This is a genomic window from Brenneria nigrifluens DSM 30175 = ATCC 13028 (assembly GCF_005484965.1).
Lineage (GTDB): Bacteria > Pseudomonadota > Gammaproteobacteria > Enterobacterales > Enterobacteriaceae > Brenneria > Brenneria nigrifluens.
Genome location: NZ_CP034036.1, coordinates 769,536 through 793,962 on the forward strand (window position 1 = coordinate 769,536; position 24,427 = coordinate 793,962).

The 24,427-nt window shown below is 58.2% G+C and carries 23 protein-coding genes; 19 read left to right on the plus strand and 4 right to left on the minus strand.

The features are described 5' to 3' along the window. The first annotated feature begins 429 nt into the window (after nt 1-429). The 16 genes from mraZ (at nt 430) to lpxC (ending at nt 18,261) form a co-directional block, all read left to right on the plus strand. Entirely contained in the window at nt 430-888 is a 459-nt protein-coding gene (gene mraZ, locus EH206_RS03485; protein WP_009111434.1) for a division/cell wall cluster transcriptional repressor MraZ, read from the plus strand. Nucleotides 889-890: 2 nt separating this feature from the next. Next, complete coding sequence (rsmH, locus tag EH206_RS03490) at nt 891-1,832, plus strand: 16S rRNA (cytosine(1402)-N(4))-methyltransferase RsmH (protein WP_009111435.1); 942 nt, start codon at nt 891-893, stop codon at nt 1,830-1,832. Further along, nucleotides 1,829-2,149 carry a cell division protein FtsL gene (gene ftsL / locus EH206_RS03495; protein ID WP_009111436.1) on the plus strand — a complete coding sequence of 107 codons (321 nt, stop codon included), beginning with the start codon at nt 1,829-1,831 and terminating at the stop codon, nt 2,147-2,149. The genes rsmH and ftsL overlap by 4 nt, the downstream gene beginning before the upstream one ends. 23 nt (nt 2,150-2,172) lie before the next feature. Beyond that, nucleotides 2,173-3,936, plus strand: a complete 1,764-nt coding sequence (locus EH206_RS03500) for a peptidoglycan glycosyltransferase FtsI (RefSeq protein ID WP_009111437.1) — start codon at nt 2,173-2,175, stop codon at nt 3,934-3,936. After that, the gene (murE, locus tag EH206_RS03505; protein ID WP_009111438.1) at nt 3,923-5,410 is read left to right on the plus strand and encodes a UDP-N-acetylmuramoyl-L-alanyl-D-glutamate--2,6-diaminopimelate ligase; all 1,488 of its coding nucleotides are present in this window, start codon (nt 3,923-3,925) and stop codon (nt 5,408-5,410) included. The genes EH206_RS03500 and murE overlap by 14 nt, the downstream gene beginning before the upstream one ends. Beyond that, nucleotides 5,407-6,768, plus strand: coding sequence for a UDP-N-acetylmuramoyl-tripeptide--D-alanyl-D-alanine ligase (gene murF / locus EH206_RS03510; protein ID WP_009111439.1), 1,362 nt, complete (start codon nt 5,407-5,409; stop codon nt 6,766-6,768). The genes murE and murF overlap by 4 nt, the downstream gene beginning before the upstream one ends. Continuing rightward, nucleotides 6,762-7,844, plus strand: a complete 1,083-nt coding sequence (gene mraY / locus EH206_RS03515) for a phospho-N-acetylmuramoyl-pentapeptide-transferase (protein WP_009111440.1) — start codon at nt 6,762-6,764, stop codon at nt 7,842-7,844. Before murF ends, mraY begins: the two co-directional genes overlap by 7 nt. Before the next feature lie 3 nt (nt 7,845-7,847). Further along, on the plus strand, nt 7,848-9,164 hold the full coding sequence (gene murD / locus EH206_RS03520; RefSeq protein ID WP_009111441.1) for a UDP-N-acetylmuramoyl-L-alanine--D-glutamate ligase: 1,317 nt from the start codon (nt 7,848-7,850) through the stop codon (nt 9,162-9,164). Beyond that, on the plus strand, nt 9,164-10,366 hold the full coding sequence (gene ftsW, locus EH206_RS03525) for a cell division protein FtsW (RefSeq protein WP_009111442.1): 1,203 nt from the start codon (nt 9,164-9,166) through the stop codon (nt 10,364-10,366). The genes murD and ftsW overlap by 1 nt, the downstream gene beginning before the upstream one ends. Then, nucleotides 10,363-11,442 carry an undecaprenyldiphospho-muramoylpentapeptide beta-N-acetylglucosaminyltransferase gene (gene murG / locus EH206_RS03530; RefSeq protein ID WP_009111443.1) on the plus strand — a complete coding sequence of 360 codons (1,080 nt, stop codon included), beginning with the start codon at nt 10,363-10,365 and terminating at the stop codon, nt 11,440-11,442. The genes ftsW and murG overlap by 4 nt, the downstream gene beginning before the upstream one ends. A 68-nt stretch (nt 11,443-11,510) precedes the next feature. Continuing rightward, complete coding sequence (gene murC, locus EH206_RS03535) at nt 11,511-12,971, plus strand: UDP-N-acetylmuramate--L-alanine ligase (RefSeq protein WP_009111444.1); 1,461 nt, start codon at nt 11,511-11,513, stop codon at nt 12,969-12,971. Between the two features lie 8 nt (nt 12,972-12,979). After that, the gene (locus EH206_RS03540; RefSeq protein WP_009111445.1) at nt 12,980-13,900 is read left to right on the plus strand and encodes a D-alanine--D-alanine ligase; all 921 of its coding nucleotides are present in this window, start codon (nt 12,980-12,982) and stop codon (nt 13,898-13,900) included. A 1-nt stretch (nt 13,901) separates the two neighbouring features. After that, complete coding sequence (gene ftsQ / locus EH206_RS03545) at nt 13,902-14,768, plus strand: cell division protein FtsQ (RefSeq protein ID WP_009111446.1); 867 nt, start codon at nt 13,902-13,904, stop codon at nt 14,766-14,768. Then, nucleotides 14,765-16,021 (plus strand): cell division protein FtsA, encoded by a 1,257-nt coding sequence (gene ftsA, locus EH206_RS03550; protein ID WP_009111447.1) that lies wholly within the window; start codon nt 14,765-14,767, stop codon nt 16,019-16,021. Before ftsQ ends, ftsA begins: the two co-directional genes overlap by 4 nt. Before the next feature lie 68 nt (nt 16,022-16,089). Then, complete coding sequence (gene ftsZ, locus EH206_RS03555; RefSeq protein ID WP_009111448.1) at nt 16,090-17,241, plus strand: cell division protein FtsZ; 1,152 nt, start codon at nt 16,090-16,092, stop codon at nt 17,239-17,241. Between the two features lie 102 nt (nt 17,242-17,343). Then, a complete protein-coding gene (gene lpxC, locus EH206_RS03560) occupies nt 17,344-18,261 on the plus strand; it encodes a UDP-3-O-acyl-N-acetylglucosamine deacetylase (RefSeq protein ID WP_040343643.1) in 918 nt (305 codons plus the stop codon). A 12-nt stretch (nt 18,262-18,273) separates the two neighbouring features. On the opposite strand, the gene EH206_RS03565 is transcribed toward lpxC, so the two are convergent. Further along, the gene (locus EH206_RS03565) at nt 18,274-18,804 is read right to left on the minus strand and encodes a DUF721 domain-containing protein (protein WP_009111450.1); all 531 of its coding nucleotides are present in this window, start codon (nt 18,802-18,804) and stop codon (nt 18,274-18,276) included. 28 nt (nt 18,805-18,832) lie between these two features. On the opposite strand from EH206_RS03565, the gene secM reads away from it, so the two are divergent. The 3 genes from secM to mutT all read left to right on the plus strand — a co-directional run bounded on the left by secM (nt 18,833) and on the right by mutT (nt 22,611). After that, on the plus strand, nt 18,833-19,345 hold the full coding sequence (gene secM, locus EH206_RS03570) for a secA translation cis-regulator SecM (protein WP_009111451.1): 513 nt from the start codon (nt 18,833-18,835) through the stop codon (nt 19,343-19,345). 98 nt (nt 19,346-19,443) lie between these two features. Next, nucleotides 19,444-22,146: a preprotein translocase subunit SecA gene (gene secA / locus EH206_RS03575; RefSeq protein ID WP_040342871.1), complete on the plus strand. Its 2,703-nt coding sequence runs from the start codon at nt 19,444-19,446 to the stop codon at nt 22,144-22,146. 69 nt (nt 22,147-22,215) lie between these two features. Then, complete coding sequence (gene mutT / locus EH206_RS03580) at nt 22,216-22,611, plus strand: 8-oxo-dGTP diphosphatase MutT (RefSeq protein WP_009111453.1); 396 nt, start codon at nt 22,216-22,218, stop codon at nt 22,609-22,611. Between the two features lie 64 nt (nt 22,612-22,675). On the opposite strand, the gene yacG is transcribed toward mutT, so the two are convergent. Genes yacG through coaE form a run of 3 tightly spaced genes read right to left on the minus strand, consistent with a single transcriptional unit; the run spans nt 22,676 to nt 24,282 of the window. Beyond that, nucleotides 22,676-22,873 (minus strand): DNA gyrase inhibitor YacG, encoded by a 198-nt coding sequence (yacG, locus tag EH206_RS03585; protein WP_009111454.1) that lies wholly within the window; start codon nt 22,871-22,873, stop codon nt 22,676-22,678. A 37-nt stretch (nt 22,874-22,910) separates the two neighbouring features. After that, nucleotides 22,911-23,663 (minus strand): cell division protein ZapD, encoded by a 753-nt coding sequence (zapD, locus tag EH206_RS03590; protein WP_009111455.1) that lies wholly within the window; start codon nt 23,661-23,663, stop codon nt 22,911-22,913. Beyond that, on the minus strand, nt 23,656-24,282 hold the full coding sequence (gene coaE / locus EH206_RS03595; protein WP_009111456.1) for a dephospho-CoA kinase: 627 nt from the start codon (nt 24,280-24,282) through the stop codon (nt 23,656-23,658). The genes zapD and coaE overlap by 8 nt, the downstream gene beginning before the upstream one ends. Nucleotides 24,283-24,427 lie beyond the last annotated feature (145 nt).

Below are 24,427 nucleotides of genomic sequence, written 5' to 3' on the forward strand. Positions count from 1 at the left end.
GAATAAAGACGCACGGATATTGGTGATAAAAATGCGACGTTGAGCAAATGCCGACAAGCGCAGTATAATAGCCCCCCTCAGTGAAAGCCTTGTTATGCAAGGCTTACGGCAAGTTAAGATTATTCTGGAAACATTTATATTTAGTATCAGCCTGTGACAATAAAAATAATCGGACAATGGAAATCCAGTGCCATTTTTGCGGCCAATATTATTTCGGAAGTAAATTTCTCTTAAATTTTCATGACCTTAATCTTTATTAATTATCCGCCTTTATTTTTTTTACCTTCCTGCCGACCCAAATTCATGCAGAAATAATTCCAAAGCACGCCAGCTCTGGCTTGACAAGGTTTTAATACCCTCCGTACACTCTTCATCGTGGGGATTTGTGGGATAAAGTGGTAAAAAAAGTTATGGAGGGGTAACTCAGGCATGTTTCGTGGGGCTACGCTGGTTAATCTCGACAGCAAGGGGCGGCTTGCCGTACCTACCCGTTATCGGGAAACGCTGAACGAGGAATCGCAAGGTCAAATGGTTTGCACCATTGATCTTCATCAGCCATGCCTGCTGCTTTATCCCTTGCCTGAATGGGAAATCATTGAACAGAAGCTGTCGCGCCTGTCGAGCATGAACCCCGCAGAGCGCCGCGTTCAGCGCCTGTTGCTGGGTCATGCCAGCGAGTGTCAGATGGATAACGCCGGACGGTTATTGATCGCCGGTACGTTGCGGCAGCACGCAGGCCTTACAAAAGAAGTGATGCTGGTCGGGCAGTTCAACAAGTTTGAACTGTGGGATGAACAGACTTGGTATCAACAGATCAGGGAAGATATCGACGCAGAACAATCGACTCAGGAACCGTTGTCTGAGCGGTTGCAGGACTTATCGCTATAGTCATGCCGGAAAATTATAAACACACCACCGTGCTGTTGGACGAGGCCGTTAACGGCCTGAATATTCGCAGCGACGGAACCTATATAGACGGCACTTTTGGCCGTGGCGGCCACTCTCGCCTCATTCTTTCCCAATTGGGACCGGAAGGACGCCTGCTGGCGATCGATCGCGATCCGCTGGCCATTGAAGCCGCCGGCGCGATAGACGATCCCCGGTTTTCCATTATTCACGGCCCGTTTTCCGCGCTGGCCGACTATATGGCCGAGCGCGGCCTTACCGGTCATATCGACGGCGTATTGCTGGATCTGGGCGTATCCTCGCCGCAGCTCGACGATCCCGAACGCGGTTTCTCCTTTATGCGCGACGGTCCGCTGGATATGCGCATGGATCCGACTCGCGGCCTTTCCGCCGCCGAGTGGCTGCTGAAAGCGGAAGCGGAAGATATTGCCTGGGTGCTGAAAACCTTCGGTGAAGAGCGTTTCGCCAAACGTATCGCCCGCGCCATCGTCGAGCGTAACCGCATCGAACCGCTGACGCGCACCAAAGAGCTGGCCGAGCTGATTGCCGCCGCCAGTCCGATTCGCGAAAAGCATAAACACCCGGCGACGCGCAGTTTCCAGGCCATTCGCATTTATATCAACAGCGAGCTGGAAGAGATTGAACGGGCGCTGGACGGCGCGTTGAGCGTGCTGGCTCCGCACGGTCGCCTGTCGGTCATCAGCTTTCACTCGCTGGAAGACAGAATAGTCAAACGCTTTATCCGCCATCAGAGCCGTGGTCCGCAGGTGCCGGCAGGTATGCCGTTGACGGAAGAGCAATTGCGCAGCCAGGGCGGACAAACCCTGAAGCCGGTGGGAAAGATGATGCCGTCGGCTGAAGAGGTCGCCGCCAATCCCCGCGCCCGCAGTTCGGTGCTGCGCTTTGCCGAGAGGCTGCCGGCATGATCGGCCATGAGCGTCACGGCCTGGTCGGCGTCATCGGCGAGGATCTGCTGCGTAACGGCAAGATCCCGCTGTTGCTGATGGCGGCGGTGCTGGTTTCCGCGGTGCTGGTGGTGACGACGGCGCACAAAACGCGTTTGTTGACCGCGGAGCGCGAGCGGCTATTGCTGGAGCGTGACGCGCTGGATATTGAGTGGCGCAACCTGATTCTGGAAGAGAATTCGTTAGGGGATCATAGCCGCGTTGAGCGGATCGCGACGGAGAAACTGCAAATGGGGCATGTCGATCCGTCACAGGAAAATATTGTGGTTAAGCAATGAACTAAACAGGTATCCAATACAGCATGAAAGCAGCCCGTACAGGAAAGTTAAAACGCCAGGAAGATCAAGCCAGCTTTGTCAGCTGGCGTTTTGCGTTGCTCTGTAGCTGTATTCTGCTGGCGATGATCGGTCTGATGGCGCGGGCGGCCTATCTTCAGGTGATTAACCCCGACAAACTGGTGCGTGAAGGGGATATGCGTTCGCTGCGCGTGCAGGAGGTGCCGACGGCGCGCGGCATGATCAGCGATCGCGCCGGTCGTCCGTTGGCGGTAAGCGTACCGGTTAATGCGGTGTGGGCCGATCCGCAACAGGTGAACGAACAGGGCGGCATCACGCTGGATACGCGCTGGAAAGCGCTCTCGGACGCGCTCGAAGTCCCGCTCGATCAGCTGGCGGCGAAGATTAACGCCAACCCGAAAGGGCGCTTTGTCTATCTGGCGCGTCAGGTCAACCCGGCCATCGGCGAATATATCCATAAACTGAAGCTGCCCGGCATTAACCTGCGTCAGGAGTCCCGCCGCTATTATCCTTCCGGCCAGGTCACGGCCCATCTGATCGGCTTTACCAATATTGACGGACAAGGCATTGAAGGGGTTGAAAAAAGCTTTGACCGCTGGCTGACCGGCCAGCCGGGCGAACGCACCGTGCGTAAAGATCGCTTTGGCCGGGTGATCGAAGATATCTCCTCCGTTGACAGTCAGGCGGCGCATAATCTGGCGCTGAGCATCGATGAGCGTTTGCAGGCGCTGGTCTATCGCGAACTGAGCAATGCGGTGGCGTTTAACAAAGCCGAGTCGGGCACCGCGGTGCTGGTCGATGTCGGCACCGGCGAAGTGCTGGCGATGGCCAACAGCCCGTCTTACAACCCCAATAATCTGGCCGGCACCGCCAAAGATATTATGCGCAACCGCGCCATTACCGATATTTTCGAACCCGGCTCCACCGTGAAGCCGATGGTGGTGATGACGGCGTTGCAGCGCGGGGTGATAAAAGAGAACAGCGTGCTCAATACCCTGCCTTATTACGTTAACGGTCACGAAATCAAAGACGTGGCGCGCTACAACGAATTGACCCTGACCGGGGTCCTGCAAAAATCGAGTAACGTCGGCGTTTCCAAGCTGGCGTTGGCGATGCCTTCCTCGGCGTTAGTGGATACATACTCGCGCATGGGGTTGGGAAAGGCGACCAATTTGGGGTTGGTCGGAGAAAGCAGTGGCTTATATCCTCAAAAACAACGGTGGTCTGACATAGAGAGGGCCACCTTCTCTTTTGGCTACGGGCTGATGGTAACGCCGTTACAGTTAGCGCGAGTCTACGCCACGATCGGCAGCTTTGGCGTTTATCGCCCGCTGTCGATTACCAAAGTCGATCCGCCGGTCGCCGGCGAACGTGTGTTCCCGGAAGCGCTGGTGCGCACCGTGGTGCATATGATGGAAAGCGTGGCGCTGCCCGGCGGCGGCGGCACCAAGGCGGCGATTAAAGGCTACCGGATCGCGATTAAAACCGGCACGGCGAAAAAAGTCGGTCCGGACGGCAAATACATCAACAAATATATCGCCTATACGGCGGGCGTCGCGCCCGCCAGTAACCCGCGCTTTGCGCTGGTCGTGGTCATCAACGATCCGCAGGCCGGGAAATATTACGGCGGTGCGGTTTCAGCACCGATATTCGGCGCCATCATGGGGGGGGTATTACGGACGATGAACATAGAGCCAGACGCTTTGCCCATCGGCGATAAAAACGAGTTTGTAATTAACCGAGAAGAGGGTCCAGGTGGCAGATCGTAATTTGCGCGAGTTATTAGCGCCGTGGGTGCAGGACGCCCCGGCCTGTGCGCTGCGGGAAATGACATTAGACAGCCGCGTTGCGGCTGCCGGGGATCTGTTTGTGGCGATTGTCGGCCACCAAACGGACGGACGGCGCTATATCCCGCAGGCCATTGCGCAAGGCGTCGCCGCGATTATCGCCGAAGCCGAGGGCAAAGCCGCAGATGGGGACGTGCGTGAAATGCACGGCATTCCCGTGGTTTACCTGAGCAATCTGCATCAGCGTCTTTCCGCTCTGGCGGGACATTTCTATCGGCAGCCGGCGGAAAAATTGCAGTTGGTCGGCGTGACCGGAACCAATGGTAAAACCACCACGGCGCAGCTGCTGGCGCAGTGGAGCCAGGCGTTGGGCGAAACCAGCGCGGTGATGGGTACGGTGGGAAACGGCCTGCTGGGGCACGTCGCGCCGACCGGCAACACCACAGGATCGGCGGTGGAGGTACAGCAGGTGCTGAGGCAACTGGTCGATCAGGGCGCGACGTTTGCGGCAATGGAGGTCTCTTCCCACGGTCTGGTGCAACACCGCGTCTCCGCACTGCCGTTCGCCGCGGCGGTATTCACCAATCTGAGCCGCGACCACCTGGATTACCACGGCGACATGGAACGCTATGAGGCCGCGAAATGGTCGCTGTTCGCCGACCACCGGGTGGGGCAGACGATCATTAATGCGGATGACGACGTCGGCCGCCGCTGGCTCGACAAACTGCCGGACGCCGTCGCCGTTACCATGGAAAACAATCTGGTTCCGGGCTGCCGCGGCCGCTGGCTGAAGGCCACCGGCGTCGATTATCACGACCGCGGCGCCACCATTCGCTTCGACTCTAGCTGGGGCAATGGCGAAATCGCCAGCCGCCTGATGGGGGCCTTTAACGTCAGCAATACCTTGCTGGCGCTGGCGACGCTGCTTTCCCTGGGCTATTCGCTGGATCGGCTGATTAGCGCCGGCGCGCATCTGCAACCAGTGTGCGGCAGGATGGAGGTGTTCAGCGCCCCGGGCAAACCGACGGTGGTGGTGGATTACGCCCACACCCCGGACGCGCTGGAAAAAGCGCTGGAAGCGGCGCGGCTGCACTGCGCGGGGCAACTGTGGTGCGTCTTCGGCTGCGGCGGCGATCGCGATAAAGGTAAGCGCCCGCTTATGGGGGGCATCGCGGAACAGCTGGCCGACAGAGTGGTGGTGACCGACGATAACCCGCGCAGCGAAGAGCCGCGCGCCATCGTCAGGGATATTTTAACCGGGTTGCTGGATGCCGGACGCGCCCAGGTCATTTCCGGCCGCGCCGAGGCCGTCACCAGCGCCATTATGCAGGCGAAAGAGAACGACGTGGTGCTGGTGGCCGGTAAAGGCCATGAGGATTACCAACTGGTCGGCAATCAGCGGTTGGATTATTCGGACCGCATTACCGTCGCCCGCCTGTTGGGGGTTATCGCATGATGCGCGTTTCCTTGCAGCAGATAGCGTCGATTCTGGGCGCCCAACCGATCGGCGGCAGCGTCGAAATCGACGATGTCGCCACGGATACGCGTAAGCTGCAGGCCGGCTGCCTGTTTGTCGCGCTGCGCGGCGAGAAATTCGATGGGCACGACTATGCCGCGGATGCATTGAAAAACGGCGCGGCGGCCCTGCTGGTAAGTAAGCGCTTACCAGTTAATGCGCCGCAGCTGCTGGTGGAAGATACCCGTCTGGCGCTGGGCAAGCTGGCCGGTTGGGTAAGGCAGCAGTCCGATGCCCGCGTGGTGGCGTTAACCGGTTCTTCCGGCAAGACCTCGGTCAAGGAGATGACCGCCGCCATTCTGCGTCAGTGCGGCAACGTGTTGTATACCGCCGGCAACTTTAATAACGATATCGGCGTGCCGCTGACGCTGCTGCGTCTGACGCCGGAGCATCAGTTCGCGGTGATTGAACTGGGGGCCAACCATATCGGCGAGATTGCTTACACCACCGATCTGGTGCGTCCGGAAAGCGCGCTGGTCAATAACCTCGCCGCCGCGCATCTGGAGGGCTTCGGCTCGCTGGCGGGGGTGGCGCAGGCGAAAGGCGAGATTTTTGCCGGCCTGCCGGCCGACGGCGTGGCGATTATCAATGCGGACAGCAACGACTTCCCGCACTGGCAGGTGACGCTGAGTCATAAAACCGTATGGCGTTTTTCACCGCAGGCCGCCGAGGATGTCGATTTTTTTGCCAGCGATATCAAGGTGCTGGCGCAGGGTACGCAGTTCAGCCTGCATACGCCGTTCGGGGTAATTGATGTGACACTGCCCCTGCCGGGGCGCCACAACGTGGCCAACGCGCTGGCCGCCGCCGCGCTGGCCATGTCCGTCGGCGCCACGCTGGCGGCGGTGAAAGCCGGTTTGGCGCAGCTTCAGGCGGTGCCGGGCAGGCTATTTCCGATTGTGCTGGCGCCGGGAAAATTGCTGCTGGACGACAGCTACAACGCCAATGTCGGCTCGATGACCGCGGCGGCGCAGGTTCTTGCTGAAATGCCGGGATACCGCGTGATGGTGGTCGGCGACATGGGGGAACTGGGCGACGAGGCGAGGGAGTGTCACCGTCAGGTCGGCCAGGCCGTCCGCGCCGCGGGCATCGATAAAGTCTTGAGCGTGGGAACGTTAAGCGAATTGATCGGCCGCGCCGGCGGCGATGGCGAACATTTTCAGGATAAGGGCGCGCTGGTTTCGCGTCTGGGCGCGCTGATAGCCGAACATAAGACAATAAGCATATTGGTTAAGGGGTCACGGAGCACCGCGATGGAGCAGGTAGTACGCGCATTACAGGAGAATGCAACATGTTAGTGTGGCTGGCCGAGCATCTGGTCAAGTTTTATTCCGGCTTCAACGTCTTTTCCTATTTGACGTTTCGCGCCATCGTCAGCCTGCTGACCGCGTTGGTGATTTCCCTGTGGATGGGGCCGCATTTGATTGCCTGGCTGCAACGTTTGCAGATCGGGCAGGTGGTTCGCAGTGAAGGTCCGGAGTCGCATTTCAGCAAGCGGGGAACGCCGACGATGGGGGGCGTGATGATTCTGGCGTCGATCACTATTTCGGTGCTGATGTGGGTCAACCTGTCCAACCCCTATGTCTGGTGCGTGCTGGCGGTGCTGCTGGGCTATGGCGTGGTCGGCTTTATTGACGATTACCGCAAGGTGGTGCGTAAAGACACCAAGGGGCTGATCGCGCGCTGGAAATATTTCTGGCAGTCGCTGATTGCGCTGGTGGTGGCCTTCGTCATGTATGCGATTGGTAAAGACACGCCGGCCACCCAACTGGTGGTGCCGTTTTTTAAAGACATCATGCCGCAACTGGGGCTGCTCTACGTAGTGCTGGCGTACTTTGTGATTGTCGGGACCAGCAACGCGGTGAACCTGACCGACGGTCTGGACGGACTAGCGATTATGCCGACGGTATTCGTCGCCGCCGGATTCGCCCTGGTCGCCTGGGCGACGGGGAATATGAATTTTGCCGGTTATCTGCATATTCCCTATATCCGCCATGCCAGCGAACTGGTGGTCGTCTGTACGGCGATTGTCGGGGCCGGACTGGGATTTTTATGGTTTAACACCTATCCGGCCCAGGTGTTTATGGGGGATGTGGGTTCGCTGGCGCTGGGCGGCGCGCTGGGCACCATCGCGGTGCTGCTGCGTCAGGAGTTTTTGCTGGTAATTATGGGCGGCGTATTCGTGGTGGAGACGCTGTCGGTCATTTTACAGGTTGGATCCTTTAAGCTGCGCGGCCAGCGTATTTTCCGCATGGCGCCGATTCATCACCACTATGAACTTAAAGGATGGCCGGAACCGCGGGTGATCGTGCGTTTCTGGATTATTTCGCTGATGCTGGTGCTGATTGGCCTGGCAACGCTGAAGGTACGGTAAAATATGGCGGACTATCAGGGTAAAAAAGTGGTCATTATCGGGCTGGGGCTGACCGGCCTCTCCTGTGTTGATTTCTTCCTCGCGCGCGGCGTGGTGCCGCGCGTGGTGGATACCCGTATCAGTCCGCCGGGGTTGGATAAGCTGCCGGAAAACGTCGAGCGCCATCTCGGCGATCTCAACGAAACCTGGCTGATGGACGCGGATCTCATCGTCGCCAGCCCGGGCATCGCCCTGGCGACGCCGATACTGAGCGATGCCGCTGAGGCGGGCATTGAGATCGTCGGCGATATCGAGCTGTTTTGCCGTGAAGCGCAGGCGCCCATCGTGGCGATTACCGGCTCCAACGGCAAAAGCACGGTGACCACGCTGGTGGGCGACATGGCGCGGGCCGCCGGGTGGCAGGTGGGCGTGGGCGGCAATATCGGTCTGCCCGCGCTGCGCCTGCTTGAACATGAATGCCAGCTCTATGTGCTGGAACTGTCGAGTTTCCAACTGGAGACCACCAGCAGTCTGCACGCGGCGGCGGCGACCATTCTGAACGTGACCGAAGACCACACCAACCGCTATCCGTTTGGCTTGCAGCAGTATCGCGCCGCCAAGTTGCGCATTTACGAAAACGCCGGCGTGTGCGTGGTTAACGCCGATGACGCGCTGACCATGCCGATTCGCGGCGCGGATGAGCGCTGCGTGAGCTTCGGCGTCGACGTCGGCGATTACCACCTGAATCGGCAGCAAGGGGAAACCTGGCTGCGGATTAAAGGCGAGCGGGTGTTGAACACCCGCGAGATTAAACTGGTGGGGCAGCACAACTACACCAATGCGCTGGCCGCCCTGGCATTGGCTGACGCCGTGGGTATTCCGCGTTCGTCGGCCTTGACGGCCCTGACCGCCTTTACCGGCCTGGCGCATCGTTTCCAACTGGTCTGGGAGCGCAACGGCGTGCGCTGGATCAATGATTCCAAGGCCACCAACGTCGGCAGCACCGAAGCGGCGTTAAGCGGCCTGACGGTGGATGGCACTCTTCATCTGCTTTTGGGCGGGGACGGCAAATCCGCCGATTTCTCGCCCTTGCTACGCTATTTTCAGGGCGACGACATCCGGCTTTACTGTTTTGGCCGCGACGGCGAACAGTTGGCGGCGCTGCGTCCGGATATCGCCGAACGGACGGAAACCATGGAGCAATCCATGCGGCTGATCGCGGGACGCGTCGCGCCCGGTGACATGGTATTACTGTCGCCGGCCTGCGCCAGCCTCGATCAGTTCCGCAGTTTTGAACAACGGGGCGACGAGTTCGCCCGTCTGGCGGAGGAACTGGGCTGATGCGCTTCTCCGGACTGGCGGTTGTCGAACGTATAAAAAACTGGGTCATGGGGACGCGGGAAAGCGATACGCAGAGTCTGGTTCTGTATGATCGCACGCTGGTATGGCTGACGTTCGGGCTGGCGGTGATCGGTTTTGTGATGGTGACCTCCGCCTCGATGCCGATCGGGCAGCGTCTGGCCAGCGACCCCTTTCTGTTCGCCAAGCGCGATGCGCTGTATCTGGGGTTGGCTTTGGCGCTGTCTCTGGTGACGTTGCGCGTTCCCATGGAAATTTGGCAGCGTTACAGCCCGGTCCTGCTGTTGGCCTCCATGCTGCTGCTGCTGGTGGTGCTGGCGGTCGGCAGCTCGGTTAACGGCGCGTCGCGCTGGATATCGCTGGGGCCGTTGCGCATTCAGCCGGCGGAGTTATCCAAGCTGACGCTGTTCTGCTATCTGTCCAGCTATATGGTGCGCAAAGTGGAAGAAGTGAGGAATAACTTCTGGGGCTTTTGCAAACCGATGGGGGTGATGGTGGTGCTGGCGGTGCTGTTGCTGGCGCAGCCGGACCTCGGAACGGTGGTGGTGCTGTTTATCACCACCCTGGCGATGCTGTTTCTGGCGGGGGCGAAGCTATGGCAGTTTCTGGCCATTATCGGCTGCGGCATTTTTGCCGTTTGCCTGCTGATTATCGCCGAACCCTACCGTATGCGGCGCGTCACTTCGTTCTGGAATCCGTGGGAGGATCCGTTCGGCAGCGGTTATCAGCTCACCCAATCCCTGATGGCGTTCGGCCGGGGGGAACTATGGGGGCAGGGGCTGGGAAATTCGGTGCAGAAACTGGAATATCTGCCGGAGGCGCACACCGACTTTATTTTCTCCATTTTAGGTGAAGAACTCGGCTATATCGGTGTGGTTTTGGCGCTGTTAATGATATTCTTCGTCGCTTTTCGCGCGATGTCCATCGGGCGGCGTGCGCTGGAGATCAACCAGCGTTTTTCCGGTTTTCTCGCCTGCTCGATCGGCGTCTGGTTCAGCTTTCAGACGCTGGTCAACGTCGGGGCCGCGTCGGGGATGTTGCCGACCAAGGGGTTGACGTTGCCGTTAATCAGCTACGGTGGTTCCAGTCTGATCATCATGTCGACGGCCATCGTTATGCTGTTGCGTATTGATTTTGAAACGCGCCTGACTAAAGCGCAGGCGTTTACGAGGAGTGCCCGATGAGTGGCGAAGGCAAGCGTTTGATGGTGATGGCGGGCGGAACGGGAGGACATGTGTTTCCCGGTCTTGCCGTGGCGCATCATCTGATGGCGCAGGGCTGGCAGGTGCGCTGGTTAGGCACCGCGGATCGCATGGAAGCGGATTTAGTGCCGCAGCACGATATCGAGATCGATTTTATCCGTATCTCCGGGCTGCGCGGCAAGGGGCTGCGCGCCCAGTTGGCCGCGCCGCTGCGTATATTCCAGGCGGTGCGGCAGGCGCGGGCGATATTGCGCCGTTACCGGCCGGACGTGGTGCTGGGGATGGGCGGCTATGTTTCCGGCCCCGGCGGGCTGGCCGCGTGGCTGTGCGGCGTACCGGTGGTGCTGCATGAGCAAAACGGGATTGCCGGGCTGACCAACCGCTGGCTGTCGCATATCGCCAAAAAAGTATTACAGGCTTTTCCGGGCGCCTTTGTGAAAGCCGAGGTGGTCGGCAACCCTGTGAGGGCGGACGTGCTGGCATTGCCTGCCCCCGCGGTTCGGCTTGCCGGCCGCAGCGGCCCGGTTCGGGTGCTGGTGCTGGGCGGCAGCCAGGGGGCGCGAGTCCTCAATCAGACGCTGCCGGGCGTCGCCGCGACCTTGGGCGACGGCGTGACAATCTGGCATCAGGTCGGCAAAGGCGCGCTGGCGGACGTTGAGCAGGCCTATCGGCAGGTCGGGCGGACGCAGCACAAGATCGCTGAATTTATTGATGATATGGCGCAAGCCTACGCCTGGGCCGACGTGGTGGTCTGCCGTTCCGGCGCGCTGACGGTCAGTGAAATCGCCGCCGCCGGTTTGCCGGCGCTGTTTGTCCCTTTCCAGCATAAGGACCGGCAGCAGTATTGGAACGCCCTGTCGCTGGAAAGAGCGGGGGCGGCAAAGATTATCGAGCAGCCGAAGTTTAACGCGGCGTCGGTAAGTGAAGTCCTGGCGAACTGGGATCGCGCCACGCTGCTGGCGATGGCGGAAAAGGCCCGAGCGGTGGCCGTTCCCGACGCCACGGAGCGCGTGGCGAAGGCGGTGAGCGCCGTAGCGGGCCGCGCGGTTCATAGCTGATTAATTAATACATTATCGCCGGGCGGCGCTGCCGTTCGGGGGATTAAATAAGGTAGCGATAGAAAAAAGTGAATACTCAACAACTGGCGAAACTGCGTTCAATCGTGCCCGAGATGCATCGCGTCCGGCACATCCACTTTGTCGGCATCGGCGGTGCCGGCATGGGCGGTATCGCCGAAGTGTTGGCTAATGAAGGGTATCAGATAAGCGGGTCCGATCTGGCGCCGAACGCCGTTACCCGGCAGTTGAGCGAACTGGGAGCGCAGATCTATTTTCACCATCGGGCGGAAAACGTGCTGAACGCCAGCGTGGTGGTGGTCTCCAGCGCCATTTCCGCCGATAACCCGGAGATTGTGGCGGCGCACGAGGCGCGTATTCCGGTGATCCGCCGGGCGGAAATGCTGGCCGAGCTGATGCGTTTCCGTCACGGTATCGCGGTGGCGGGAACTCACGGTAAAACCACCACCACGGCGATGGTCGCCAGCATCTACGCCGAAGCGGGGCTGGACCCGACGTTTGTCAACGGCGGATTGGTGAAGGCGGCGGGCACCCACGCGCGTCTGGGTTCCAGCCGTTACCTGATCGCGGAAGCGGACGAAAGCGACGCCTCGTTCCTGCATCTGCAGCCGATGGTGGCGATCGTGACCAATATCGAAGCCGATCACATGGATACCTATCATGGCGATTTTGAAAACCTGAAGCAGACCTTTATCAGCTTCTTGCACAATCTGCCGTTTTACGGCCGGGCGGTGATGTGTGTGGACGACGCGGTGATCCGCGAACTGCTGCCGCGGGTCGGGCGCCATATCACCACCTACGGCTTTAGCGACGACGCCGACGTGCGCGTCGCCGACTATCAGCAGACCGGCGCGCAGGGGCACTTTACCCTGGCGCGCCAGGATAAGCCGCTGCTGCAGGTGACGCTGAACGCGCCGGGGCGTCACAATGCGCTGAACGCCGCCGCCGCGGTGGCGGTGGCGATGGACGAGGGTATTGACGACGAGGCGATCCTACGCGCGCTGGAGCGCTTTGAAGGCACCGGCAGACGGTTTGATTTTCTGGGTGAATACCCGCTGGAGCTGGTAAACGGACAACGCGGCAGCGCCATGCTGGTGGATGATTACGGCCACCATCCGACCGAAGTCGACGCAACCATCAAGGCGGCGCGCGCGGGCTGGCCGGACCGGCGTCTGGTGATGGTTTTTCAGCCGCATCGCTATACGCGCACCCGCGACCTGTACGATGACTTTACGCATGTGCTGTCGCAGGTGGACGTTTTACTGATGCTGGAGGTGTATTCGGCGGGCGAGTCGCCGATCCCCGGCGCGGATAGCCGCTCTCTGTGCCGCACCATCCGCGGGCGCGGTAAGATTGATCCGATTTTGGTGGCCGATGTGGATACCTTGCCGGAACTGCTGTCGCAGGCGCTACGCGGCGGAGATCTGGTTTTGGTTCAGGGCGCCGGCAATATCGGCAAGCTGGCGCGGAAACTGGCTGATTCCCGGCTACAGCCCCAGATAAGCGAGTGAGGAACATCATGACTGAGAAAGTTGCCGTATTGCTTGGCGGCACCTCTGCCGAACGTGAAGTGTCGCTGCTTTCGGGTCAGGCGGTGCTGGCGGGCCTGAAAGAAGCGGGCATCAATGCCCATGCCGTGGATACGCGCGAGTTTCCGGTAACGCGGCTCAAGGATGAGGGGTTCACCAAAGTCTTTATCGCCTTGCACGGCCGCGGCGGCGAAGACGGTACTTTGCAGGGACTGCTGGAGTTTTTACAGTTGCCCTATACCGGCAGCGGGGTGATGGCGTCCGCGCTGACGATGGACAAACTGCGCACCAAACTGGTGTGGCAGGCGCTGGGATTGCCGGTGTCGCCCTATGTTGCGTTTCATCGCCAGCAGTTCGCCGCGCTTGCGGAGGATGAGCTGCTGGAAAAACTCGCCCATTTGGGCACGCCGCTGATAGTGAAGCCAAGCCGCGAAGGCTCCAGCGTGGGCATGAGCAAGGTGGATCGGATCGCGGCACTGCCGGCCGCGCTGGAAGAGGCGTTTCGTCATGACGACGAGGTGCTGGTGGAAAAATGGCTCAGCGGCCCGGAGTACACGGTCGCCATCCTTGGCGACGAGGTGCTGCCGTCGATTCGCATCCAGGCCGCGGGCACCTTTTACGACTATGAAGCGAAGTATCTGTCGGATGATACGCAGTACTTTTGCCCAAGCGGTCTGTCGGCGGAAAAAGAGCGGGAACTGGCCGCGCTGTCGCTGGCGGCCTACCGCGCGCTGGATTGCGGCGGCTGGGGCAGGGTGGATCTGATGATGGACGGCGACGGGGCTTTTTATCTGCTGGAGGTCAACACCTCTCCGGGGATGACCAGCCACAGTCTGGTGCCGATGGCGGCAAGGCAACAGGGGTTGAGTTTCTCACAGCTGGTTGCCAGGGTTCTGGAGCTGGCCGGCTGATATGTCGCAGGCAGCGCTGAATACGCGCGCACGGGAACCCGAAGCGAAAGGGACCCGTCGCAGCAACGGAGGCCAACTGGCGGGGATGATTTTCCTGCTGCTGGTGGTGGGGACGATCGTCTGGGGAGGATGGATGGTCGTCGGCTGGATGAAGGACGCCAGCCGCCTGCCGTTGTCCAGAATGGTGGTGACGGGCGAAAGGCAGTACACCACCAACGACGATATCCGTCAGGCGATTTTGTCGCTGGGGTCGCCGGGAACCTTTATGACGCAGGATGTGAACGTCATCCAGCAGCAGATTGAACGTTTGCCGTGGATCAAACAGGCCAGCGTGCGCAAGCAGTGGCCGGACGAATTAAAGATTCATCTGGTTGAATATGTTCCGGTGGCGCGTTGGAATGATCTGCTAATGGTCGACGGCGCGGGGAATGCTTTCAGCGTACCGGCCGAGCGGGTCGGCAACCGCAAGATGCCGTTATTGTACGGCCCGGACGGGAGTGAAACCGATGTTCTGGAGGGTTACCGGACCATGAATCAGGTGCTGGCGGCTGGAAAATTCAGCTTGAAAACGGTGGCGATGAGCGCGCGTCACTCATGGCAGCTGGGGTTGGATGATGATACCCGTATCGAACTGGGACGGGACGATCGGGCCAAGCGGCTGGCGCGTTTTATCGAGCTTTATCCGCTGTTGCAGCGTCAGGCGCAGAGCGAGAACAAACGCGTCGGCTATGTGGATCTGCGCTATGACAGCGGCGCGGCGGTAGGCTGGGCGCCGGCCTTGTTTGAACAGCAAGGCGCTGAGCAGCAGCAAGAGATTGAGCGGCAACAGAACAGTAATCAGAATCAGGCACAGGCTAAACAACAATGATCAAGTCGACGGACAGAAAACTGGTAGTTGGGCTGGAAATCGGTACGGCGAAGGTGGCCGCACTGGTAGGGGAGGTTCTGCCCGATGGCATGGTCAATATTATCGGCGTGGGCAGCTGCCCGTCGCGCGGTATGGATAAAGGCGGCGTTAACGATCTCGAATCGGTGGTCAAATGCGTGCAGCGCGCGATCGACCAGGCCGAGCTGATGGCGGACTGCCAGATATCCTCCGTCTATCTGGCGCTGTCGGGAAAGCACATCAGTTGCCAGAATGAAATAGGGATGGTGCCTATTTCGGAAGAAGAGGTGACGCAGGACGACGTGGAAAGCGTGGTGCATACCGCCAAATCGGTACGCGTGCGCGACGAGCATCGCATTCTGCATGTGATCCCGCAGGAGTACGCCATTGATTATCAGGAAGGGATCAAGAATCCGGTGGGATTATCCGGCGTGCGCATGCAGGCCAAGGTCCACCTGATTACCTGCCATAACGATATGGCGAAGAATATTGTCAAAGCCGTTGAACGCTGCGGTCTGAAGGTGGATCAGCTGATTTTCGCCGGTCTGGCCTCCAGCTACGCCGTTTTGACGGAAGACGAGCGCGAACTGGGCGTTTGCGTGGTGGATATCGGCGGCGGCACGATGGATATCGCGGTCTATACCGGCGGCGCCCTGCGCCATACCAAGGTTATCCCTTACGCGGGCAACGTGGTGACCAGCGATATCGCCTACGCGTTCGGCACGCCGCCGACGGATGCCGAAGCGATCAAGGTGCGCCACGGCTGCGCATTGGGCGCCATCGTCGGCAAAGATGAAAACGTCGAGGTCCCCAGCGTCGGGGGCCGCCCGCCGCGCAGCCTGCAACGGCAGACGCTGGCGGAAGTGATTGAACCGCGTTACACCGAACTATTGAATCTGGTGAACGACGAACTTTTACAGTTGCAGGAGCAGTTACGTCAACAGGGCGTTAAACACCATCTGGCGGCAGGTATCGTGCTTACCGGTGGTGCGGCGCAAATAGACGGCCTGGCGGCCTGTGCGCAGCGGGTGTTCCACACCCAGGTGCGCATCGGCCAGCCGCTAAATATTACAGGTCTGACGGATTATGCACAGGAACCTTACTACTCAACGGCGGTCGGGTTGCTGCATTACGGCAAAGAGTCTCACCTTGGCGGTGAGCATGAGGTCGAAAAACGTGCCTCGGTGAGCAACTGGTTCAAAAGAATCAATAGTTGGCTGAGGAAAGAATTTTAATTTTATCAAAGAGATCACCTGGCACAGTTTATGATCTCGTAGTTACAGGCACAAAACGGAGAGAAACTATGTTTGAACCAATGGAATTAACCAACGACGCGGTGATTAAAGTCATCGGCGTCGGCGGAGGCGGCGGCAACGCCGTCGAGCATATGGTGCGCGAGCGCATCGAAGGCGTTGAGTTCTTCGCGGTCAATACCGATGCTCAGGCATTGCGTAAGACGGCGGTAGGCCAGACGATCCAGATCGGCAGCGGCATCACCAAAGGTCTGGGCGCCGGCGCCAACCCGGAAGTCGGGCGTAATTCGGCGGAAGAGGACCGCGAAGCGCTGCGCACGGCGCTTGAAGGCGCCGATATGGTGTTTATCGCCGCGGGCATGGGCGGCGGCACGGGTACGGGCGCGGCGCCGGTGGTTGCCGAAGTGGCGAAGGATCTGGGTATCCTGACGGTTGCCGTGGTGACCAAGCCGTTCAACTTCGAAGGCAAAAAGCGTATGGCATTCGCCGAGCAGGGTATCGCCGAGCTCTCCAAGCACGTCGACTCGCTGATCACCATTCCGAACGATAAGCTGCTGAAGGTTCTGGGGCGCGGCATCTCCCTGCTGGATGCGTTCGGCGCCGCGAACGACGTGTTGAAAGGCGCGGTTCAGGGTATCGCCGAACTGATTACCCGTCCCGGTCTGATGAACGTCGACTTTGCCGACGTACGCACCGTGATGTCCGAGATGGGTTACGCCATGATGGGCTCGGGCGTGGCGCGCGGCGAAGATCGTGCGGAAGAGGCGGCGGAAATGGCCATCTCCAGCCCGCTGCTGGAAGATATCGACCTGTCCGGCGCGCGCGGCGTGCTGGTTAACATCACCGCGGGCTTCGATCTGCGTCTGGATGAGTTCGAAACCGTGGGTAACACCATTCGCGCTTTTGCTTCCGACAACGCGACGGTGGTTATCGGCACCTCGCTCGATCCGGAAATGAATGACGAACTGCGCGTCACCGTGGTGGCGACGGGCATCGGCATGGACAAGCGGCCGGAAATTACCCTGGTGACCAATAAGCAGTCCAGCCAGCCTGTGATGGATCATCGCTATCAGCAGCACGGCATGACGCCGCTGACCCAGGAAAAACCGGCGGCTAAAGTGGTCAACGACCAGAATCAGCAGGCCAATAAAGAGCCGGATTATCTGGATATCCCGGCGTTTCTGCGTAAGCAGGCGGATTAATACCGCCCTATGACGTTGGAATCTCCGCTCTTTGTGCTAAACTGTCCCGCCGATCCTGGTATAAACTAGGTCGGTAGGTTCAGTAACATGCGAGATAAAATGATGATCAAACAACGTACACTAAAACGTATTGTTCAGGCGACAGGGGTCGGTTTGCATACCGGCAAGAAAGTCACCCTGACCATGCGGCCTGCACCGGCAAATACCGGGGTCATCTATCGTCGCACCGACTTGAATCCACCGGTTGATTTTCCGGCTGATGCAAAATCCGTGCGTGATACCATGCTCTGTACTTGCCTGGTTAATGAGCATGACGTGCGTATTTCCACGGTGGAGCACCTTAACGCCGCGCTGGCGGGGTTGGGGATTGACAATATTGTCATTGAAGTTGATGCACCGGAAATTCCAATTATGGACGGCAGCGCCAGTCCTTTCGTCTACCTGCTGCTGGATGCGGGGATTGAAGAGCTGAACAGCGCCAAGAAATTCGTGCGTATCAAGCAGCCTGTGCGGGTTGAAGACGGCGATAAATGGGCCGAGCTGACGCCGTTCAACGGTTTTAGCCTGGACTTCACCATCGACTTCAACCACCCGGCGATTGATGCAGGATCCCAGCGTTATCGTCTGGACTTTTCTGCCGACGCTTTCGTGCGTCAGATAAGCCGCGCGCGTACTTTCGGTTTTATGCGTGATATCGAATATCTGCAGTCTCGTGGGTTGTGCCTGGGCGGCAGTTTCGATTGTGCTATAGTGGTGGATGATTACCGCGTGCTGAACGAAGACGGACTGCGTTTTGAAGATGAGTTCGTGCGCCATAAAATGCTGGACGCCATCGGCGACCTTTTTATGTGCGGTCACAACATCATCGGCGCATTTACCGCTTTCAAGTCAGGACATGCCTTGAATAATAAACTGTTGCAGGCTGTGTTGGCGAAGCAGGAAGCGTGGGAATACGTCACCTTCGAAGATGACGCTGAAATGCCGCTGGCATTCAAGGCGCCGTCGACCGTATTGGCTTAACGCATAAAGTCGTTATTTCTTATTACGACTGGTTTTACTGGTACCCTCTCCGGCCAGTGAAGCCAGTCGTTCTAATATCCGGCGCAGCTTCTCCGGGCTTTGACCGGCCAAACCCCGCAATATTTCCGCACTTTGTTCGCTCAACTGACGAAACGGTTTTGCCTCTTCCTTCTCGTCGGGCGCGCCGATAGCGCTTTTTTTCACTATTTCATGCCCTTTTGCGGCGAGCGCGGGATTAATCCTGATGTCGATCGAGGCCAATGATGGTAATATTTGGGCGCGCAGTGCAGAAAGCAGGGCCGGCTGTTCATAACGTAACCGCATCAACCAGTTAGCGTTGGCGGTTTCCAGCACCAGCAGTCCATGCCGATAGTTGGCAACGCGGCACCAGGGATGCAGCTGTGCGGGAAGTAATCCGCGCACCGCCCGGTTGAGTTTTAATAAAGCGATAGCGCGCTGCTGCACATCACGCAGTGGGCCGGTACCCGCACCCGATGCGCTATCAAACAGGGATTCCAGTGATTGTGGGCGGCTATCACGCATAAATCAGGCTCCGACGGACGTTAAACTAGTGATCGGTATTCTAAATCGTTGGCGACAATTTGGCAGACGTTATTTCTGGCCGCATCTCTTATTGGGGATGGTCGCGGCGAGCCTTGGCTTGCCGGCCAGCCTGAATGAGTCGCAGGATCTGGCGCCGTTGCCGAATTCAGCTTCCAGCGTTAGCCGCCAGAACAGCGTATCGCTCAGCCTTACCGATTTAGTGGCGCTGAAAGAAGCGCAGCGTCGCTCTTCTTTTGGCGTGGACTACTGGCATCAGCATGCCATCCGCACGGTAATACGTCACCTCTCTTTTGCGCTTACCGCGCCGCAGCAGCTACATGCGCAGCAGGTCGACGACTTGCCCTCGCATTCTCTGGTGCTGCTGGATACGCTGAGCGCGTTGCTGACGCACCAGGAACGGCAACCCACCATCATTCGCCGGACCGGGCGAGCTTCCGATTTTTCCCCCGCGCAGCATCAGACGGGCATCTGGCTGGCCCAGGTTCGCGGCATTCGCGCCGGCCCCGCTATCCATAGCTGAAAAAAATTGTTTGCTAATTAACAGCTGCAGGATTTCCTCTCAGTTTTTTGATGTTGTGCAGCCACTGGATGAGTGGCATTTGTGAGATTAAAACTATTATGGTCATGAATATATTAACCAAAATTTTTGGTAGCCGTAACGATCGTACGCTGCGCCGTATGAGTAAGAACGTTGAGGTGATTAATCGTCTGGAAGCCGATATGGAAAAGCTTTCGGATGACGAACTGAAAGCCAAAACGGCTGAATTCCGCGAGCGTCTGGAGAAAGGCGCATCGCTGGAGAGCCTGCTGCCGGAAGCTTTTGCCGTGGTGCGCGAATCCAGCAAACGGGTGTTCGGCATGCGCCACTTCGACGTTCAGCTTATCGGCGGGATGGTATTGAACGAGCGCTGCATTGCGGAAATGCGCACCGGTGAAGGTAAAACGCTGACCGCGACGCTTCCCGCGTACCTCAATGCTCTGACCGGCCGCGGCGTGCACGTGGTGACGGTGAATGACTATCTGGCGCAGCGCGATGCGGAAAACAATCGCCCGCTGTTTGAGTTCCTGGGATTGAGCGTTGGCATCAACCTGCCGGGCATGCCGGCGCCGGCCAAACGCGAAGCCTATGCCGCGGATATTACTTACGGCACCAACAACGAATACGGTTTTGACTATCTGCGCGACAATATGGCCTTCAGCCCGGAAGAGCGCGTACAGCGTAAACTCTATTATGCGCTGGTGGATGAGGTTGACTCCATCCTGATCGATGAAGCCCGTACCCCGCTGATTATTTCCGGCCCGGCTGAAGACAGCTCCGAGCTTTATATCCGCGTTAACAAAATCATTCCCCACCTGATCCGTCAGGAGAAAGAGGATTCGGATACCTTCCACGGCGAAGGGCACTTCTCGGTGGATGAGAAATCGCGCCAGGTCAACCTGACCGAGCGCGGTCTGGTGCTGGTGGAAGAGCTGCTGGTGCGCGAAGGCATTATGGATGAGGGCGAGTCGCTCTACTCGCCGGCCAATATTATGCTGATGCACCATGTGACCGCCGCATTGCGCGCCCATGTGCTGTTTACCCGCGACGTGGATTACATCGTGAAAGACGGTGAAGTTATCATCGTCGATGAACATACCGGGCGTACCATGCAGGGGCGTCGCTGGTCGGATGGTTTACATCAGGCGGTGGAGGCGAAAGAGAATGTCGCTATCCAGAATGAAAACCAGACATTGGCCTCCATCACCTTCCAGAATTACTTCCGTCTGTATGAAAAACTGGCCGGGATGACCGGTACTGCGGATACCGAAGCCTTTGAATTCAGTTCGATTTATAAGCTGGATACCATTGTTGTTCCCACCAACCGTCCGATGATCCGAAAAGATCTGCCCGATCTGGTCTATATGACCGAAAGCGAGAAGATTGACGCTATCATTGAAGATATCAAGGAACGCTCCGCCAACGGGCAGCCGGTGCTGGTGGGTACCATTTCCATCGAAAAGTCGGAGGTCGTTTCTCAGGCGCTGGATAAAGCGGGCATCAAGCACAGTGTGCTGAACGCCAAATTCCACGCCATGGAGGCGGATATCATCGCCCAGGCGGGCCAAAGCGGGGCGGTAACCATCGCCACCAACATGGCCGGTCGCGGTACGGATATCGTGCTGGGGGGAAGCTGGCAGGCTGAAATCGCCCAGTTGGAAAACCCGGAGGAAGCGCAGATAGCCGAGATTAAAGCGGCATGGCAGGTGCGCCACGACGCGGTGCTGGCTGCCGGCGGTTTGCATATCATCGGCACCGAGCGTCATGAATCCCGCCGTATCGATAACCAGCTGCGCGGCCGTTCCGGCCGTCAAGGGGACGCGGGCTCTTCACGTTTTTACCTGTCGATGGAAGATGCGCTGATGCGTATTTTCGCTTCCGACCGCGTATCCAACATGATGCGTAAACTGGGCATGAAGCCCGGCGAGGCGATTGAACACCCCTGGGTGACGAAGGCGATCGCCAATGCGCAGCGCAAGGTGGAAAGCCGTAACTTCGACATCCGTAAGCAATTGCTGGAATATGATGACGTGGCGAACGATCAGCGCCGGGCGATTTACACCCAGCGCAACGAGCTGCTGGACGTTTCCGATATCAGCGAAACCATCGCCAGTATCCGCGAAGACGTGTTCAAGGTAGCCATCGACAGCTGTATTCCGCCGCAGTCGCTGGAGGAAATGTGGGACGTCGAAGGTCTGGAGCAGCGTCTGAAAAATGACTTTGAGCTGGATATGCCGATTAAAGAGTGGCTGGATAAAGAACCTGAGCTGCATGAAGAGACGCTGCGCGAGCGCATTTTACAGCAGGCGATCGAGGTTTATCAGCGTAAAGAAGAGGTTGTGGGCAGCGAGGTGATGCGCAACTTCGAGAAAGGCGTGATGCTGCAAACGCTGGATTCCCTGTGGAAAGAGCATCTGGCGGCGATGGACTACCTGCGTCAGGGTATCCATCTGCGCGGTTACGCGCAGAAGGATCCCAAACAGGAATATAAGCGCGAGTCTTTCGCCATGTTTGCCGCCATGCTGGAATCGCTGAAATATGAGGTGATCGGCACGCTGAGCAAAGTACAGGTTCGTATGCCGGAAGAGATTGAGGCGCTGGAGCAGCAGCGGCGTGAAGAGGCCGAGCGCCTGGCCCGTCAGCAGCAGTTGAGCCACCAGGAAGAGGAGACTCAGAATGCCGGCGCGCCGGTTCACGCCGAACGTAAAATTGGTCGTAACGACCCCTGTCCCTGCGGTTCCGGGAAAAAATATAAGCAATGCCACGGCCGGTTACAGAAGTAGCCGACCGTTGAATTGAGCAATAATATAAAGGCGGTCGCAGAGGCCGCCTTTTACTTGATGGGACGTATTATGGTGCAAAAACAGTTATCCGTTGCGGTGGGCATTATCCGCAATGCCGAGCAACGGTTTTTTATTGCTCGTCGGCCGGCCGGCGTTCATATGGCGGGCATGTGGGAGTTTCCCGGCGGTAAAGTGGAAGCGGGGGAAACCCCGGCGCAGGCGTTGATTCGCGAACTGCGTGAAGAAACCGGGATTGAGGCGCAAAATCCGCAGCCGCTGAATACGAAAACTTTCTCTACGCCGGAGCGCGCCATCACGCTGCATTTTTTTCTGGTGGAGAGCTGGCTTGGCGAGCCATACGGCCGTGAAGGTCAGGCTTCCCGCTGGCTGAGGGCGGATGAGCTGCTGGAAGATGAATTTCCACCGGCGAATGCGGAGATGATCCGCTGGTTGAAAGCCAATTAACGCTGTTCTTAAGGGCGAGCTGCCGCCGTTGCCGTCGGGCGTTTGAAAACCGTGGCGCTATTCCTTAGTGCCGCGGTTCGCTCCAGTCTTCACTGTCGGAAATAATATCATCGCTGGGGATTCGCTTTTCCTCGTCGGCCCATTCCCCCAGATCGATAAGCTGGCAGCGCTTGCTGCAAAACGGGCGGTAAATGCTTTTCTCGTTCCAGATAACGGTTTTCTTGCAGGTCGGGCATTTTACGGTGGTAACGTCATTAGTCATGGCTTTTTCCTAACTATTTTTTCTTAACGATTTCTTCTTAACAACAGGCCAAATCAAACGGCAGCCGGGCGGGAATCTGACCGTTCTCATTGTCCAGGGACAGGAAACGGATGGCGTAGCGCGTTTTGTGACCGGAAATTTGCGGGTAGAGCTGATAAGCCAGATCGATACGCAGACGCAACAGATCGGCCTCAGAGGCATTATCCTGAAAGAAGCCGTTCAGGCTAATCTGCGGGCGGAAGGTGGCGGAGTGGCGAATCAGCTCCAGTATCATATCCAGCGATTTCTTTAACGGCGCCAATGAGTCCAGCCAGCCCGCCACCAACTGCTCGCGCTGTTCCTGTGGCTGATAAAGCCAGATATGCAGCGTGGGTAAATCGAAACTACAACATCCTCCCGGTATGCTGAGCCGCTGACGGACCATGGCGATCAGCCGATCTTCCCGCAGGAGTTGTCCCATCCGCGGGGCGGCCATCAGCACGCCGGACTGCGTTTTCAACTGCTGGCGCAGGGAATGGATCCGCTCCATATCAACACCGGGAACATGGCTCCATTGCAATAGTTTTTGCTGCTGGCGTTCCAGCTCTTTTAGCAGTTCGGTGCGAACATCCCCGCGCTCCAACACATCCATCAGGTCGGAAATGGCGCGAAAAAACGTCAGCGCGCTTCCCATATCGGTCAGGGAATGGTTGCGGTGCAACTGCTGTAACAATAATTCGATACGCAACCAGGTGCGCGTTTTCTCGTTTAAAGGATATTCAAATAAAATGGTTGAGGATACGTCACTCATGCTTGGTAATCCTGTCAGCGGATGAAGCCGCGAGCTCAAGGTAACGGCGATGCAACTGCGCAACGCGCGAAGCAAGCTCGCTTTGGCTGCGACTATTATCAATAATATCATCGGCATAGGCCAGGCGCTGTTCACGAGTCGCCTGAGCCGCCAGTATATTTTCTGCTTGTTGACGACCGATCCCGTCTCGGGCCAGAGTGCGTTCAAGCTGAGTATCCCGGTTCACATCGACCACCAGAACACGCTGGGCATGGCGTTGTAAACCATTCTCTATCAGTAATGGCACAACCCACAAGACATAGGGATCGGTCGATTCCTGAAACCGGGATTGTGTTTCCGCATGAATCAACGGGTGCAACAGATTATTCAGCCATTGCTTATCCTCCGGGGAGGAAAAGATGCTTTGGCGTAACGCGGCGCGCTTCAAAGAGCCGTCGGCGTGCAGGATATCGGCGCCAAAACGTAGCCTGATGGCGTCCAGCGCCGGTTTCCCCGGTTCAACCACCTGACGCGCAATGATATCCGCATCAATGATGCTCACTCCGAGTTTGGCGAACTCATCGGCTACCGTACTTTTTCCGCTGCCGATGCCACCGGTTAAGGCTACGATATATGTCATAGGCCGATTTTAAAAGTTGGTGGGCGATTTATCCGATTTTATCCCAAATAGGGAAGTTTTGCGCGCGGAATAAAATGGCGTAAAGATAGCGTGATGCCAGTATGGCTGCGGTCTGTGACGAGTCTCAACCCCATATGCCGCCCCG